Annotated in this window: 2 protein-coding genes; both read left to right on the forward strand. The window is 69.2% G+C overall.

Features of this window, described 5'->3' with window-relative positions:
* Position 1: 1 nt before the first annotated feature.
* Positions 2-10,342, forward strand: a complete 10,341-nt coding sequence (locus ACQP1T_RS17265; RefSeq protein WP_433761486.1) for an amino acid adenylation domain-containing protein — start codon at positions 2-4, stop codon at positions 10,340-10,342.
* Positions 10,339-17,958 (forward strand): amino acid adenylation domain-containing protein, encoded by a 7,620-nt coding sequence (locus tag ACQP1T_RS17270; RefSeq protein ID WP_433761488.1) that lies wholly within the window; start codon positions 10,339-10,341, stop codon positions 17,956-17,958. The genes ACQP1T_RS17265 and ACQP1T_RS17270 overlap by 4 nt, the downstream gene beginning before the upstream one ends.
* The last annotated feature ends 42 nt before the right edge of the window (positions 17,959-18,000 follow it).

Consider the following 18,000-nt stretch of genomic DNA (forward strand, 5'->3'; position numbering starts at 1 on the left):
GATGCACACGTGGGTACCGAGCGACGCGCGACGCGCGGCGCTCGCGGCCGGTGACCGCTGTTTCGACCTGTACCTCGAGCTGAGCGGCCCGGTGGACGCGGAGGCATTGCGAGCTGCCGTCGATGCCGTCATGGGGGAATGTCACCTGCTGCACAACGTGTTTCGCGGTGATGACAGCGGCGTGCGGGTGTACGAGACCGTGCCCGTCCCGACCGAGGTGATCGTGGGCGACGGCAGCGATCCGGACCGGTTCGTGTCGTCGTGGCTCACGGAGGAACGGTCGCGCACGCTGGATATGGCCCATGGACCGCTGTACCGGCAGGTGCTGTTCCGGCTCGCGGACAACCGGCTCGGTTGGTTCCAGCGCTACCACCGCCTGATCAACGACGAACCCGGAATGCTCGCGATCGTCGCCAGGGTGCGCGAGATCCTGGACGGGGTGCGCTCGGATCCACCCGCGAGCGCACCGTTCGGCGCGATCGCGGACCGGCTCGAGAACGAGCGCCGTTATCGCGAGTCGGGCGCGTGGGCCGCCGACCGCGCGTACTGGGCGCGGTCCCTGGCCGCCGCGGCACGTCCCGAATCCCTCGCTGCGGGCAGCGGGCCGGTTCCGGTGACCGCGGGGCTGTGGACCGAGGTGGCGGCATCGACGGAACTCACCAGGATCGCGCGGACCAGCGGCGGTGGCACTGCCGCCGTCGTGCTGGCCGCTTTGGCCGTGTACGGATCCCGGCTGACCATGACGAGCGAGTATGTGGTCGCGGTCGCCGACGGCGAAACCACGGTGCCGCTGCGGATTTCGGTGCCGCCGCACACGAGCTTCGACACGATCGCCAAACAGGTGGGGCTGGAACTGCGCCGGGCCCGGCGACACCGGTACATCGCCGATATCGACGAGCCATGGTCCGAATCGCCGGTGCGCGGGCGGTGGCCGCTCTCGGTGCGGATGCTCGCCGATGCGGCGCTGGACCGGCTGGGCGGATCCGCGATAACCGCTTCTTTCGGTCCGGGGGACGGGCTCGCCGTATGCGTCGACGACCGTGCCGCGGGCGGCTGGCGCATTGCCGTTGCCGCGCAGGAGCATCGGGACCGCGTGGTCCGGCTGCTGGATCGACTCGCTCGCGCACCACGCACGCCGATCGGCCGCATCGGCCTCACCGGGCCCGATGACATCGAATACCTCGCGGGCACCAGCTCTGATGTCCCGCCGATGACACTGACAGCCCTGCTCGCGAACCAGGCTTCGCGCTCGCCGGACGCCGTCGCTCTCGTCGGCACCGGTCGCTGCATCTCCTATGCGGAGCTGCATGAAGCGTCGAATCGCTTGGCTCGCAGACTGATCCGCCTCGGGGTGGGACCGGAGCAGGTGGTGGCCGTGGCGATCGGTCCATCGGTAGAGCAGATCTCGGCGATACACGCGGCACTGGCGAGCGGCGGCGCCTATCTGCCGCTCGACCCCGACCACCCCCGCGATCGCCACGCCTACCTACTCGATGTCGCGCGTCCGGTGTGCGTGCTCACGACCCGGCGCGACGGATTCGACGCGCCACCGGGCACTCGGGTGCTTCATCTCGACGAACTCGACCTGTCCGGCGAGTCGCCCGCGACGGTGACCGATGCCGACCGGATCGCCCCGCTGCGTCCGGAAAACCTTGCGTACGTGCTGTTCACGTCGGGGTCGACCGGACGGCCGAAGGGCGTCGGTGTCACGCACGCCGCCCTCTGCACACACCTCGCTTGGATGCAGCACGCGCACGGACTCGACGGCACCGATGTCGTGCTGCGCAAGACCGCGCTGTCGTTCGACGTGTCGGCATGGGAGGTGCTGTGGCCCTTCACCGCTGGGGCGCAGGTCGTGATCGACGACTCCGGTGCGCACCTCGATCCGGTCGAGCTCGCGCGCCTGATCGCCGAGAACGCCGTCACCACAGTGCAATTCACACCGTCTACGCTCGCCGCGCACCGACGCGCGGTAGCTGAGCCGTTCGCGGCGAGCGTGCGCCGCGTACTCGTCGCGGGGGAGGCGATGACGCCCGCCCTCGCCGTGCAGCTGCCCGCCGTCGCGCCGGACGCCCGATACGACAACCTCTATGGCCCGACCGAGGCAACCGTTGCCGTCACCCGGCACGAGATCGGTGTGCAGGACATCGACACGGTCCCGATCGGCACGCCGTCCTGGGATACGCGTGCGTATGTGCTGGACGCCTGCCTGCGGCCGGTCCCGGCAGGCGTACCAGGCGAGCTCTATCTCGGCGGCACCGCACTCGCTCGCGGCTACCTCGCACGTCAGGGACGCACCGCCACGCGGTTCGTCGCCGACCCGTTCGGTGATCCGGGACGGCGGCTGTACCGCACCGGCGACATCGTGCGCACCAACGGAAACGGGGAGCTGGAGTTCCTCGGTCGCCGTGATTTTCAGGTGAAGTTGCGCGGTATCCGGATCGAACTCGGCGAGATCGAGGCGGTCCTCGCCGGGCAGGAGTCCGTCGCTCAGGCGGTCGCGACCGTCCACCAGGGCAATCGACTGGTCGCCTACGTCACCGCTGCGGCCGGACACCGCATCGACCCGCAGGCAGTGCGGCAGCGGCTGAGCGAGGTGCTGCCGCGGCACCTGGTGCCCTCGTCGATCATCGTGCTCACCGAGCTGCCCCTGAACCGCTCCGGCAAGGTGGACCGAAAAGCGTTGCCCGCGCCCGAATTCGAGCCGGTGCCCTTCCGGGCACCGCGCACCGAGACCGAACGCGAACTCGCCGCCGTCTTCGCCGAGGTGCTCGGCCGCGACACCATCGGCGTCGACGAGTCCTTCTTCGCTCTCGGCGGCGACAGCATCATGTCCATCCTGCTGGTGTCCCGCGCGCGGGCGCACGGCATCGCGGTGACGGCACAGGAGGTGTACGAGCATCGCACCGTCGCGCGTCTGGCGGCCATCGCCGAGGCCGCCGACGCGGAGGAAACAGTGCGGCTCGCCGAGTTGCCCGGCGGTGGCGTCGGGGAGCTGCCGCTCACACCGGTGATTCGCTATCTGGTCGAGCGCGGCGGCAACTTCGACCGCTTCTGCCAGTCGATCACGCTCGATCTACCCGACGGAATCGACCGCGGCGCAATGGTTTCCACCATTTCCGCCGTCGTCGATCACCACGACATGCTGCGGTCGCGGCTCTACCGCGATGACACCGGCGAGTGGCATCTGAGCGTCGCACCGCCCGGCAGCGTCGATGTCGACTCGTTGATCGACCATGTCGTCCACGACACCGACCTGGATGGCGCCGAGCTCGCGGCGCTGGCCACCGCCGAACTGAATGCCGCCGTCGACCGGATCGACCCGGCGACCGGCGCGGTCCTGCGGTTCGTCTGGCTCACCCCTGAACAGCGCACGTCACCCGGCCGGCTCATCATCGCCGCGCACCACATTGCCGTCGACGGCGTCTCCTGGCGAATCCTGCTGCCCGACTTCGTCGCCGCGTGGGCGGCCGTCTCAGCGGGGAGCACACCCGCGCTGCCCGGCGGCGGCACATCCATGCGGGCGTGGGCACACGCGCTGGTCGATGCCGCCCGGCACGAGGCCAGAGTCGCGGAACTGCCGCTCTGGCGCGAAATCGTCGCTGGGCCGGATCCCTCGTTCGGTGACCGACCCTTCGACCCGCACCGGGATTTCGCCGCCGATGTGGCGCACACCCCGATCGAACTCGACGAACATGACACCACCGCGCTCATCACCGCGATACCCGGCCGCTACCGCGCTCGGGTGGCGGACGCACTGTTGACGGCACTCGCGCTCGCGGTCATCCGATGGCGGTCGCGGCGCGGCGAAGGCGAGCGGTCGGTGCTGTTGCGGCTCGAGGGCCACGGCCGCGAGCAGGACGCGGTACCGGGCGCGGACCTGTCCCGCACCACCGGCTGGTTCACCTCCATCGTCCCGGCGCGGCTCGATCTGACCGGGATCGATATCGACGACGCCTTCACCGGCGGCCCAGCCATGGGCGCCGCGATCAAGGCCGTCAAGGAACAGCTGCGTTCCGCACCGCACAACGGTTTCGGGTACGGCCTGCTCAGATATCTCAACGAGGACACCGCGGCGGCATTGCCGCGCAAGGAGCCGGGGGAGATCTCGTTCAACTACTTCGGACACATCACCGGTGTCGACCTCCCGGCGGAGTTGGCCGGAATCGGTTGGCTGCCCGCACCCGACTACGCCATGCTGCCGATCCGGCCCGACGCCCGGCGCGGTGCGCTCGGCGCCATCGAAGTCGATTCCATCGTCCTCGGCAACCGGCTCAGGACCAGCATCGGCTACGCGCGCACACTGTTCACCGACGCGGCGGGCGGGGAGCTGATGCAACTGTGGCGCGATGCGTTGGCCGCCCTCGCGCGGCATGCGCGGGATCCGCGCACGCGCGGCGGGCACACCCCGTCCGATTTCCCGCTCGTCACCCTCGATCAGGGGGATATCGAGACCTGGGAGGCACGGTATCCCGCGCTGACCGAGGTGTGGCCGGTCTCGCCGCTGCAGGCCGGAATGATGTTCCACGCCATGTTCGATCCCGGCGCGGTGGACGTCTACACGGTGCAATTGGTGCTGACCCTGGACGGCGCCGTCGACGCCGTCCGGCTGCGGTCGGCCGCGGCGGCCGTGCTCGAGCGGCACCCGAACCTGCGCGCCGCATTCGTCGTCGACCGAAGCGGGTCGCCCATCCAGCTCGTTGCCGAAGACGTGGCACTGCCGTGGCGCGAGGTGGACCTGGCCCAGGCACCGGCCGGGGACCTCGACCGCGTGCTCGACACCGAACGCGCGACGCCGTTCGATCTCGCGCGGCCGCCGCTGCTGCGGTTCCTGCTGGCCCGTGTCGGCGCTGGTCGCACCCAGCTGGTCGTCACCTATCACCATCTGCTGCTCGACGGCTGGTCCATACCGCTGCTGCTGCGCGAGATCGTCGCCGGATATGCCGGTGTCGCCGCCGCATCGCCGCGTCCCTATCGCCAGTACGTGGAATGGCTTGCCCGACAGGACAAGTCGGTATCACTGAAAGCCTGGACGGAGATGCTCTCGGAGCTGCGGGAGCCGACACTGCTGGCGGGCGACGCACCCGTGCACGCACCGGCCGCTTTGCCCCTGGAGCACGAGATCACCCTGGACGAGGCACGGACACAACGGCTTTCCCGCCTCGCGACCGACCTCGAGGTGACGGTGAACACCGTGCTGCAGGCCGCGTGGGCAATCCTGCTGGCGCGCATGACCGATCGGGCGGACGTCGTTTTCGGTACCACCGTATCGGGTCGTCCCGCCGACCTCGTGGGCGTCGAATCCATGGTCGGATTGTTCATCAATACCGTCCCCGTGCGGGTTCGGCTGGCTCCGGACGAAACCGTGGGATCGCTGCTGCGCCGGGTGCAGCGGGAACAATTCGCGCTGTCGGCGCACCACCACATTGGTCTGTCCGACATCGTTTCGCACGGCGATGTCGGTGAGCGCGGGCTGTTCGACACGCTACTGGTTGTCGAGTCGTATCCGTTCGATGTGGCGCGGCTGCGCGCGGCCGCCGCCACCGGCGCCGGCATGGCCATCACCGGGTTGCGCTCCCGGGAGGCGACCCACTACGCGCTGACGCTGACCGTCCGGCAGCGCGACCGACTGCACATCCTGGCAGGCTGGCGTCCGGACCTGCTCGACGAGGGGATCGTTACCAGGCTGGGTGAGCGCTTGGTGCGGGTGCTGCTGGCGATCGCCGAGAATCCGGATATCGCGGTCGCCGATATCGATCCGCTCGGTGCGGCGGAACGAAATCTGGTGCTGGAGCGCTGGCAGCGGCCCGCGGAGGTGCCCGAGGCCACCCTCGTCGACCTCTTCCTGGCGCAGGCGGCCGCTCGACCCGACGGGATCGCCATCCGAGACGGGGCCCGCGCATTGACCTACCGTGAGCTCGACCATGCCTCCGCCGAGCTGTCGCGCGCCCTTGCCGCCCGCAGGATCCGGACCGAATCGATTGTGGCGGTGGCTGTTTCGCGTTCCGTCGAGTTGATCGTGGCGATGCTCGGCGTGTTGCGGTCCGGGGCGGGCTACCTACCGCTCGATCTCGACAATCCGGCGCGGCGCCTGGAATTCGTTCTCGCCGAGACGAATCCGGACTGCGTGGTCACCACGGAGGCCGACCGGGCCGCGCTGCCCAGCGGTGAGCTGCCGTGCCTCGTGCTCGGTGCGGACGGTCTGGCGCCGTCCGATATCGCACCCGCGTCGCCCAATCCGGACAACGCCGCCTACGTGCTGTACACCTCCGGTTCGACCGGCAGGCCGAAAGGCGTATGCGTGACGCACCGCAATGTCGTCGCGATGCTCGCCGCCACAACCTCGCTACTCGATGTCGACCACAACGACGTATGGACGATGTTCCACTCGCCCGCCTTCGACTTCTCGGCATGGGAGATGTGGGGCGCGCTCGCGACCGGCGGCACGCTCGTCATCGTGCACGCCGACCTGACGCGCTCGCCGCTGCAGTTCGGTGAACTGCTTGCGCGGGAAGGGATTACGGTGCTCAGCCAGACACCGTCGGGGTTCTACACGCTGCTCGACAACGACAGCCGTGCCGTCGGTCCCGCACTGCGGCACATCGTGCTCGGCGGCGAGGCCCTCGACCTGCGCAGGCTGCGCGCGTGGTACGACGCCCGCCCGGCCGACCACACGCGGATCTGGAATCTGTACGGCATCACCGAAGCGACGGTGCATGCCACGCACCACGCGGTGGATCGCGAAGCGGCAGGGTCGGCGCGGGCAAGTGTGATCGGTCGCGGCCTACCGGGAATGACGGTCCGCGTCCTGGATTCGCGGCTGCGTCCGGCACCGGTCGGTGCGGCGGGCGAAATCTACCTCGTCGGGCACCAGCTCGCCCGCGGCTATCACGCGCGCCCGGCGACGACCGCGGGCCGCTATGTGGCCGACCCGCTCGGAGCGCCCGGCGCCCGCATGTACCGCACCGGCGACCTGGCGCGCTGGAACACCGACGGACACCTCGAATACCTCGGGCGCGGCGACGAACAGGTGAAGATCCGCGGCTACCGGATCGAACCGGGTGAGATCGAGGCCGCGCTGCTCGAACACGATTCGGTGGCGCAGGCCGCCGTCGTGGCCCGCGCCGAGGGGCCGCGACTGATCGCGTACGCGGCTCCCATGCCGGATTCGACACTGGACCCGGTGGCGCTGGAAACGCATGTCGCGCAGCGTGTTCCGCCCTACATGCGGCCCGCAGCCATCGTGGTGATCGATACACTGCCGCTGACCCCCAACGGCAAACTGGATCGTGCGGCGCTGCCCGATCCGGTCTTCCGGCCGCGGTCGGCGCAGGCGCCGCGCACCCCGGCCGAGTGGGCGATAGCCGACGTGTTCGCCGAGGTGCTCGGTGTCGACCGAGCGGGTGTGGACGACTCCTTCTTCGCGCTCGGCGGGGACAGCATCATCTCGATTCAGCTCGCCTCCCGGGCACGGGCCAGGGGCCTGCACATCACGCCGAAAGACGTCTTCGAACACCGCACGGTGGCCGCGATCGCCGCCGCGGCACGAACGGTGGATTCCGGCGCAGGGGTGCCACGCCTGCCGGAACTGCCTGGCGGCGGGGTCGGCGAGCTCCCACTCACACCGGTCGTGCGCTGGTTGACCGAACGCGGCGGCAGCTTCCGCCGCGTCAACCAGACCCTCACCGTCGAGCTTCCCGTCGGCATCGACCACGACACCCTGGCATCCGCCGTCACGGCGGTCGTCGACCGGCACGACATGCTGCGCAGTCGGCTGTTCCGCGACGATAGCGGGGAGTGGCGGCTGGAGACCTCCCCGCCGGGTACGGTCGACCCGGCGGAGCTGTTGCGCCGGTACGACATCGATGACGCCGCCACCCCGCAGGCGGTCGCCGCCGCGGAGGTCGACGCCGCGCTCGACCGACTCGACCCGGCGAACGGCATCGTGGTGCAGTTCGTCTGGCTGGATCCGCGGCACCCGGGGGTGCCCAGCCGACTGATCGTCTGCGCACACCACATCGCGGTGGACGGTGTGTCATGGCGAATCCTCATTCCCGACCTGCTCGTGGCCATCCAGGCGAGCGCGAAGGGCGCACCGCCGCAACTGGATCCGCCCGGCACTTCGATGCGCCGCTGGTCGCACGCACTCGTCGACGCGGCACGTGATCCCAGCCGGATCGCCGAACTCGGTCTGTGGCGGCGTATCTGCGCGACACCGGATCCGCTGCTTGGGTCGCGGCCGCTCGATTCCGGCATCGATGTCGCATCGCGCATCGCGACGGTAGACGTCACCGTGGACGAGACGGTCACCGAGGCGCTCGTGCGAACCGTACCCGGTCTATTCCACGCCGGTGTCGACGAGATCCTGATCTCCGCGCTGGCCGTCGCGCTGCTCATGTGGCGGGCGCGGCGGGGCGAGAACGCACCAGTAGCCCTGCTCCGGCTGGAGGGCCACGGCCGCGAGGAGCAGATCGCGCCCGGCGCGGACCTGTCCCGCACGGTGGGCTGGTTCACCTCGGTCTACCCGGTTCGGTTGGACCTCACCGATATCGACGCCACGGCGGCACTGTCCGGTACCGATGCGGCCGGGACTGCGATCAAGGCGGTCAAGGAACAATTGCGCGCCATCCCCGATCACGGGATCGGCTACGGATTGCTGCGCTATCTGAACCCCGATACCGCGGAACTGCTGCCGGGACCGATGCCAGGGCAGATCGGCTTCAACTACCTCGGACGCGTCGACGAGCGCGGTGCCGAAGTGCTCACCACGCCAGCCGATCCGGACCCCGACCTGCCCGCGGCCGCTGTGATCGATATCAACGCGATCGTGACCGGCTCCCGACTCCGTGCCGGATTCGCTTATCCCGAAACACTTCTCGACGCCGCCGAAGTGTCGGAGCTGGCCGACCTGTGGGTGCGCGCGCTCGGCGCGATCACCGCCCACGCCCGGACCGCGCACGCGGGCGGGCACACGCCCTCGGACTTCCCACTGGTCCGGGTGAGCGGCGCCGACATCGCACGGTGGGAGCGCAGCTATGGACGGCTCACCGATGTGTGGCCGCTCGCGCCGCTGCAACCTGGCCTGTACCTGCACGCGATGCTCGCCGAGCCGCTAGCTGCCGGTCGCACCGCGGTCGACGTCTACAACGTGCAGGCGGTGCTGCGCATCGGCGGGGCAGTGGACGGCGATCGGCTGCGCCGGTCCGCGCAGGAAATGCTGCGGCGGTATCCGAATCTGCGCGCGGCATTCATGGCCGACAGCACGGGCACACCCCGGCAGGTGGTTCCGGAGACGGTCGAACTCCCGTGGCGCGAGGTGGATCTGCGTGCCGAAGGCGAACTGTCCGAACTGCTCGACCGGGACCGTGCCCACTGGTTCGACCCGGCCAGGCCGCCGCTGATGCGATTCACCCTCGCCCACGTCGCGGACTCGGTACACGTGTTGATCGCGACTTACCATCACATCCTGCTGGACGGCTGGTCGGTGCCCCTGCTGATGCGAGATCTCATGGCGCTCTATGCCTCCGACGATCCACTGCCGCCGCCCGGTGGATCGTTCCGCGCCTATCTCGCGTGGAACCACGACCGCGACGCGACGGCGTCTGCGGCGGCATGGCGGCGAGCGCTGGACGGCGTATCCGCGCCGACACTGGTCGCCCCGGCTAGCCGCAACCGGAAGATCACCGCAACAGCCGCCGAATACCGCTGGGCGCTCGCCCCGGACGCCACCGCCGCGCTCGGCACGACCTCGATGCGACTCGGGATCACGGTCAATACCGTGCTACAGGTCGCCTGGGCAATCCTGTTGGGGCGCAGGCTCGGCCGTGCGGACGTGGTGTTCGGCGCGATCGTTTCGGGTCGTCCGGCCGCGCTGCCCGGCGTCGAATCGATTGTCGGACTGTGTATCAACACCGTGCCGGTGCGGGTACGCTTCGCCGCGGACATGCCAGCGGTGGCGCTCATGCGTGCCGTACAGGCCGAGCAGGCGGAATTGATCGAGCACCACCAGCTCGGGCTTACCGAGATCCATGCCGCCGCCGGGCTGCGCGACGCCCTGTTCGACACGGCACTGGCATACGAGTCCTATCCGGTCGACACCGAGCAGCTCGCCGCCGTGGCCGCCACGGTCGCCGGCGTCACAGGCAGCGGCGTCGAACTGCACGACGCCACGCACTATCCGCTGACGCTCACCATCGCTCCAGGAAACTCACTGACCATCCGATTCGGTTACCTGCGTGACCTTTTCGACGAAACACGGGTGGCCGCGCTCGGCGTCGAACTGCGCGACCTGCTCGCCGCGTTCGTGCGAAACCCCGACGCCGCCGTCGAGGAGCTGCGATGACATCGAGCTGGCCGCTGACCAGAGCTCAGCGACACGTCTGGGTCGCCCAGCAACTCGACGACACCGGGCGCCGGTTCGTGGTCGGCGGATACGTGCACATCCACGGCGCGCTCGACGAGGCCGCGTTCGAGCGGGCGCTGCGCATCGTTGTCGCGGGCGCCGAGACGATGCGGGTGCGGTTCGATACCGATGCCGAGGGCGAGGTCGTCCAGATCCTCGAGGACGCGGCCGACTGGCCCTTGCACCGCAGCAGTTTTCGCGATGCGGCCGACCCGCGCAGGGAGGCGGTGCGTTTCATGTACGCCGCGCTCGACCGGCCCTTCGACCTGCGCCGCGCCCCGCTGTTCGAACACCATCTGATCGATCTGGGCACCGAGGGCACCGCGTGGTTCGTCAGGTCGCATCACGCGGTTCTCGACGGTGCCGCCTCGGCCGCCATGATCAAACGGGTCGCCGACACCTACACCGCGCTCGTCGCCGGTCGGCCGGTGCCGGAATCGGTGTTCGACCGGGTGCAAGCCCTGGTAGCGGAGGACATTCGCTACCGCGCCTCGGCCCGGTTCGCCGACGATCGGCGGTTCTGGGCGCAACGGCTCGCGATTCCCGGACCCGACGATGCGCCGCTGTTCGCCGGGATCCCGGCGACGGCCGACGGGCCCCGCTACATCAGGCAGGCCGGAGCGCTCGACGCACCGGTATGGCATACCCTCCGAGCCCGGGCGGACGCATCCGGAACCGCATGGCCCGCCTGGGTTTTCGCCGCGATCGCATTATTGCTGCACGCGGATTCGGGCGCGCGCATGGTCACGCTCGGCCTCGCCGTGCCCGCGAAACGGTCCCGCACCGCCCTCGGTGTCACCGCGAATGTCGTGCCGCTGCGCATACCGGTCGACCCGTCCGCGTCCGTCGGCGAACTCGTCGGTGCGGTGCGTGCCGAATCCCTGGTCATCCTGCGCCACCAGCGGTACCAGCAGGCCGATATGCTCGCCGACCTCAGGGCGGGCGGTGGCGGGGGCGGTATCGTCGGCCCCACCATCAATGTGTTGCCCATGCAGAAGGACCTCCGCTTCGGCACCGAAACGGCTACGCTGCGCCATCTTTCGGCAGGCCGCTCCGACGACCTGACGATCGGCGTATACGACAACGGCGAGCCGGTCCTGCCCCTCGTGCTGGAATCCAGCACGCTCCGATACTCCGAGCGCGACCTGGCCGCGCACCATCGACGGCTCGCCGAGACGATCGCGGCCATCGCCGCAGCCCCGGAGGATCGTCCGGTCGGTCGCCTACGAACATCGGCGGGCCAGGGATCGGCGGTCCCGCCGGATTCTGTACCGCGAACACCGCCGCACCGAACACCGCCGGAGCCCGCGCTTCGAACCTTCCCAGAAGATCCAGCGGCGCCCACCGCTGCCGCGGAAAGGCCCGAGACGCTCGTCGACTGGTTCGAGCGGACCGTCACCGAACGCGCCGACGCCACCGCCGTCGTCTGCGGTGCGGAGTCGCTGACCTATGCCGAACTGGACGGGCATTCGCGGAGGCTGGCGGAGCTGATTGCCGGATACGGTGTGGGCGCAGGGGAATTCGTGGCCCTCGCGGTGCCCCGATCCCTAGATCTCGTGGTCGCCGTGGTCGCCGTGCTGCGGACCGGCGCCGCCTACGTTCCGCTGGACTCCGGCTATCCAGAGCAGCGGCTGCGGGCCATCGTCGCCGATGCGGTCCCCACGCTGATCGTCACCGGAGGCGAAGTCGCCCTGCCGGATTCGCTTGCGACGGTGCCCGTCCTGCGAATCGGTGACCCACCACGGGGCATACCGGCCGAGCCCGCGGCCCGCCCGTCGGGGCGGCACCCCGCCTATGTCATCCACACCTCAGGCACCACCGATCGGCCCAAGGGCGTGGTGGTCACGCACGCGAACGTCGTAGCACTGCTCACATCGGCACAACAGTGGTTCGGCTTCGGCGCCGACGATGTGTGGACCCTGTTCCACTCCACCGCATTCGACTTCTCGGTGTGGGAGATCTGGGGTGCGCTGTGCCAGGGCGGCAAGCTCGTAGTCGTCGACGCCGAGGTGGCGCGCTCGCCGAGTGATTTCCTGGATCTGCTGGTGGCGCAACGGGTTACGGTGCTCAACCAGACGCCGTCCGCATTCGGGATGCTGGTCGACGCCCTGGCGGCCCGGCCCGCCGCGAGCGAGGAGCTGTCGCTGCGCCATGTGATCTTCGGCGGCGAACCGGTGGAGCCGTGGCGGCTGGCCGCGTGGTGGTCGCGACGCGATCCGCGGCGGCCGCGTCTGGTCAATATGTACGGCATCACCGAGACGACGGTGCTCACCACCGGAACGCCCTTGCTAAGCAACCCGTCGGCGGGCGACATCGGCACACCGTTGCCGGGCCAGTCCGTATACGTGCTCGACGCCACGCTGTGTCCGTGCCCGCCGGACATCCCGGGCGAGCTCTACGTCGCCGGACCCGGCGTCGCCATGGGATACCTGCGCCGACCTGGCCGCACCGCGGAACGTTTCGTCGCCGATCCGTTCGGCGCGCCCGGCAGCGTCATGTATCGCAGCGGGGATACGGCGCGATGGACCACCACCGGCACGCTCGAATACCTCGGCCGGGCCGACCGGCAGGTGAAGGTGCGTGGCTTCCGGATCGAGCCCGGTGAGGTCGAGGCGGCCCTGTGCGGGCAACCAGTCGTACGTGCGGCTGCGGTTCTCACCGTCGAGTACCACCCCGGTGACCGCAGGCTCGTCGCTTTCGTCACCGGGAACGGGGTCGATGTCGACACCGTTCGCACCGGCATCGCCGAACTGCTTCCCGCGCATGCGATTCCATCCGCCATCATGGCGGTCGACACCATCCCGATGACACCCAACGGCAAGATCGACGAACGGCGGCTGCGCGCCATCGCCACGAACGGCGCCGCACGCGTCGTCGGCGCACCACCGAGCACCGATATCGAGGCGCGGCTGCACGCGCTCGTCGTCGATGTGCTCGGAGACGACGGCATCGGCATCGACGACGGCTTCTTCGCCTCCGGTGGTGACAGCATTCTGGCTGTGCGGCTGGCGGATCGGGCGCGCGCGGCCGGGCTCGCCATCTCGCCGCGAGCAGTGTTCGAGCAGCAGACGGTGCGCGCGCTCGCGCGTACGGCCCGGCCGGTCGCCGCGCCCGCGGTCGCGATCACCCCGGCCGCGACGAGCGATGGCCACCGGTTCCTGCCCGCGACACCATTGCAGTCCGGCCTGCTGTTCCACTCCCTCTACGACGGCGGCGACGGCGACGACCCCTATCTCGTCCAGTTCGCATTGGAGTTGGACGGCGAGGTCGACGCGGATCGGCTACGCGCCGCCCTGCGATCCGTGCTCTCGCGGCACCCGCATCTGATCGGCCGCTTCGTTGTCGACGACAGCGAGCAGCCGCGGTACGAGATTCGCGAAGATGTCGAATTGCCTTGGCGTGTCGTTGATCTCGTCGCGACCACCGGTGGCGAGCGGAAGTCCGCTGTCAACCTGTTGCGCATAGCGGACGCCCGGATCGACCCGCTCGTGGCACCGCTGCTCACGCTCACGTTGATCCGCACCGAGGTTCGACGCTTCACATTGGTGCTCACACACCACCACGCGCTGCTCGACGGCTGGTCGGTGGGAATCCTGTTGCGCGAGCTGCTGTTCGGCTACCGCGGCATCGAGCTGCCGCCCGCGACACCGTTTCACCGGTTTCTGGAATGGTCCGCGGCGCAGGACCGCGACAGCGCCCGCCGGGCCTGGGCGCGGGCGCTCGTCGGCGCCGAACCGAGCAAGGTGGCACGGGCCGATCGGCAGCGCTGGCAGCGGCCCGAAGACCACACCTTCCGCATGCCGGAAGCCACGGTCACCGCGCTGCGTGAACGGGCCGCCGAACGCGGGTTGACGCTCAACTCGCTGATGCAGGCCATGTGGGCGCTGGTGCTGTCGAATCTGACCGGCGGTGATGACGTCGTCTTCGGCATCACGGTGTCCGGCCGTGCGGGCGCCGAGATGGAAAAGGTTGTCGGGTTGCTCATGAACACCGTCCCCCTGCGAGTGCGATTGGTTCCGGGAGAGTCCCCACTCGACCTGGCCGCGCGGATCCAGACCGGGCGCGCGGAACTGATGGAGCACGACCATCTCGGACTGACCGACATCGTGTCCGCGGTGGGGGAGACCGACCTTTTCGACACCTCGCTCGTCTTCGAGAACTTCCCGGTGGACACCGGCCTGCTCGACGACCCGGACGCGGACTTCTCGGTCGCGAACGTCGAAGTCCGTGGTGGCACGCATTTTCCGCTGACAGTGGTCATCGTCCCCGGCAGCGATGAGTTGACATTCCGGATCGGTATGCAGCTCGCCCGCATCGATTGCCTCGCCGACGCGGACGACCTGTGGTCGCGGATTCTGGCCGCCTGCGAGGCGCTCGCCGCGGCGCAGCAGCCGCTGGTCGGGCGAATCGTCCTGGTCGAGCCCGCGCGCCGGAACGAGCTCATCGCCGCCGGACGCGGCATGCGCACCGATATCGAAAATGCCAGCATCGCAGACTATTTCGAGTCGGTGGTGCGCCGGTGCCCGCAGCGTGTCGCGATCTGGTCCGACGGCGTGGAGATCACCTACGCGGACTTGAACGCCCGTGCCAATCGTGTCGCCAGGTGGCTGCGGGATCGCGGCGCCGGACCAGGGGTACCGATCGGCATAGCGCTGCCGCGCTCGGTCGATCTGGTGGTCGCCTTTCTCGCCGTCTACAAACTGGGTTCGGTGTGTGTACCGCTCAGCGACCGCTATCCGCCCGCACACGTGCGGCGTCTGCTGCGTTTCACCCGAACCGAATTGGTGCTCGACGATCTCGACGGCGCGGCCACCGCGACCGACGACGACAGTGACCTCGGTATCGCCATCGCCCCCGACACGGTCGCGACGCTCATGTTCACCTCCGGGTCGACCGGAGCGCCGAAGGGCGTCGAGGTGACCCATCGCAATATCGTGGCCAGAGCGCGCGATCGCGTCGGCCACGGCGACGGGCACGAACGGGTGCTGATGCATCTGCCGCACACCTGGGACATGGTGGTCTACGAGCTGTGGCTGCCGCTGCTGACCGGTCGCACCGTGGTGCTCGCGCGGCCCGGCGTGCTCGATGTCCATGACTACACGCACCTGCTGCGCGCGGGCCGTGTCACGTCGATGCTGTTGTCGGCGGGCCTGTTTCACCTGCTGGCGGAGCAAGCTCCGGACGAGCTCGCCCGCTTGTCGAAACTCGCGGTCGCCGGGGACGTGCTGTCGCCGCGGGCCGCGGTGGCGGTGCGCCGGGGCGAGCACCCACCTGCGGTGCGGAATCTGTACGGCCCGGTCGAGGCGACCAGCTTCGCGGTGACCTTCTCGATTCCCGACGACGCGTCACCCGAACTGCCCGTCCCGATCGGACGTCCGGCCGACAACACACGGGTCATGGTGCTCGATTCGGCGCTGCGACCGGTACCCGTCGGCGTGTCCGGGGAGATCTACCTGTCCGGTGCTGGGCTCGCCAACGGCTACCACCGGGCCCCGGCCCGCACCTCGGAGCGGTTCGTGGCCGACTCGTACGGACCGCCCGGCGCCCGGATGTACCGCACGGGTGACCTCGGCCGTTGGGACGCGGCCGGTCTGCTGCACTTCCTCGGCCGCGCCGACCGGCAATTGAAGATCAATGGATTCCGGGTCGAACCCGGTGAGGTGGAAGCGGCGATTCGACGCGAGCCCGGCATTGCCGCGGCAATAGTCACTGTGCGGCGGTCCGGTGGCGGTCAGTCGCTGGTCGCGCACGTCGTCGGGCGCGACGCTTTCGACACCGCGGAGCTGCGCACCCGGCTGGCCGCGAGCTTGCCCTCCTACCTGGTGCCGTCGGTGATCGTGCGGGTCGACGAACTGCCGTTGACCAGCACGGGCAAGGTCGATATCGGCGCGCTCCCGATGCTGCCCGCCGCTGCTCCCGCTCCGGTCCGAACGCCCCGTCAGCAGGTCATCGCGGCAGCCGTCGCGCAGGCGCTCGGCGGCCGGGCGCTAGGGGTAACCGACGACTTCTTCGCACACGGTGGAAATTCGCTGTCCGCGATTCGCGTTGTCGCCGCACTCCGGTCGACACTCGGCGTCGAGGTCTCGCTGCGCGATCTGTTCGAGTCACCGACCATTGCCGCACTGGAGCAGACGCTCGATCGGCGCGGGCACGGCACGGGGACTGCCCGGCCGGGCTTCGCGCATGCCCCCCGCACCGACCCGATCCCGCTGTCGCCCGCCCAGCTGCGCCTGTGGACGGTGAACTATCTCGGCGGGCAGCAACCCGACTACCTGATCGCGACCGCTCTCGACATCCGTGGACCGCTCGACGCGTCGGCGGTTCAGGCGGCCATCGACGATCTGGTCGCCCGGCACGAAATCCTGCGCACCGTGTTGCCCTATGCGGTGGACAGTCCGGTGCAGCGGATTCTGCCGATCGGGTCGGCGCAGCCGGATTTCCGCATCGTCGACGCCGACGGTATCGAAAGTGTCGACCGGGCAATGGAATCGGAGATGCTGCGCGGTTTCGACCTGACGGCGCAGCCGCCGCTGCGAACCCGCCTGTACCGATTGGGCCGCGAGCACCACGTCTTGTTCGGGGTGGTCCACCACATTGCCGGAGACGGCGAATCCATGGGCATTCTCCAGCGTGATTTCCTGACCGCCTACGGAGCTCGAGTGGCTGGTCAGATACCGCAATGGTCCAGTACGGCAACACAATTCGCGGACTACGCCGGGTGGCTGAGGCAGCTGCTCGGCCCGGATTCCGACGTGCTCGAGCAGCAGACGCGGTACTGGCGCAGCATGCTCGACGGCGTACCGGAACAGCCGATACTTCCCGTCGACCGTCCCCGCGCCGAGCGGCGGACGAACGCGGCGGCCGCGGTGCCCGTTCTCGTCGACCACGAAACCCATCGCAGGCTCGCGGGGACCGCCCTCGACTGCCGGGTGAGCATCTACATGCTGGTACACACCGCGCTGGCGATAGCCCTGCACGGTCATGGTGCGGGCACCGACCTGCCCATCGGGGTGGCCTTGAGCGGACGCGATTCGGACGGGCTGCAGGATCTCGTCGGATGCGTGGTCGACACGGCGGTAGTGCGCCTCGACCTGTCGGGCGCGCCCACTTATCGCGAACTCGTTCATCAGGTCCGCGAGCGTGTCCTCGGCGCGTACGAGAACAAAGAGTTCCCCTTCGATCACCTTGTCGAGCTGGTGAACCCGCGCCGCTCCCGAACCCATCATCCGCTGTTCCAGGTGATGGTGACCTATCTGCGCGGATTCGACACCGACTCGGCCCCAGACGGATTGGCGATCCGGCACCGGCCGGTAGCGGTGCCCCGAACCCCGTTCGAGCTTTTGCTGAACCTGCGGGAGGAATACCATCCCGACGGACAATGCGCCGGAATCCGCGGCGAAATAGTTTATGCCGCCGAACTTTTCGATCGATCGACAATCGAGTCCATCGTCACCGCCATGACCACCGCACTGGACGCGATATGCGCCGAACCCCACGCTCCCGCGAACCGGCTGTCACAGGAGCGTGCACTCGAGCCATCGAGTCCCCGAAAGTGATTCATCCGATCGCGATCCAGTGGATGCGGGTATTCCGCGTGT

Source organism: Nocardia sp. CA-135398, from assembly GCF_050955845.1.
In the GTDB taxonomy this organism is placed as follows: domain Bacteria; phylum Actinomycetota; class Actinomycetes; order Mycobacteriales; family Mycobacteriaceae; genus Nocardia.

What these genes read in the sequence shown, in the direction of transcription:
- ACQP1T_RS17270 (WP_433761488.1), top strand. Translation starts at nt 10,339, where the DNA reads ATGACATCGAGCTGGCCGCTGACCAGAGCTCAGCGACACGTCTGGGTC.
- ACQP1T_RS17265 (WP_433761486.1), top strand. Translation starts at nt 2, where the DNA reads ATGCACACGTGGGTACCGAGCGACGCGCGACGCGCGGCGCTCGCGGCC.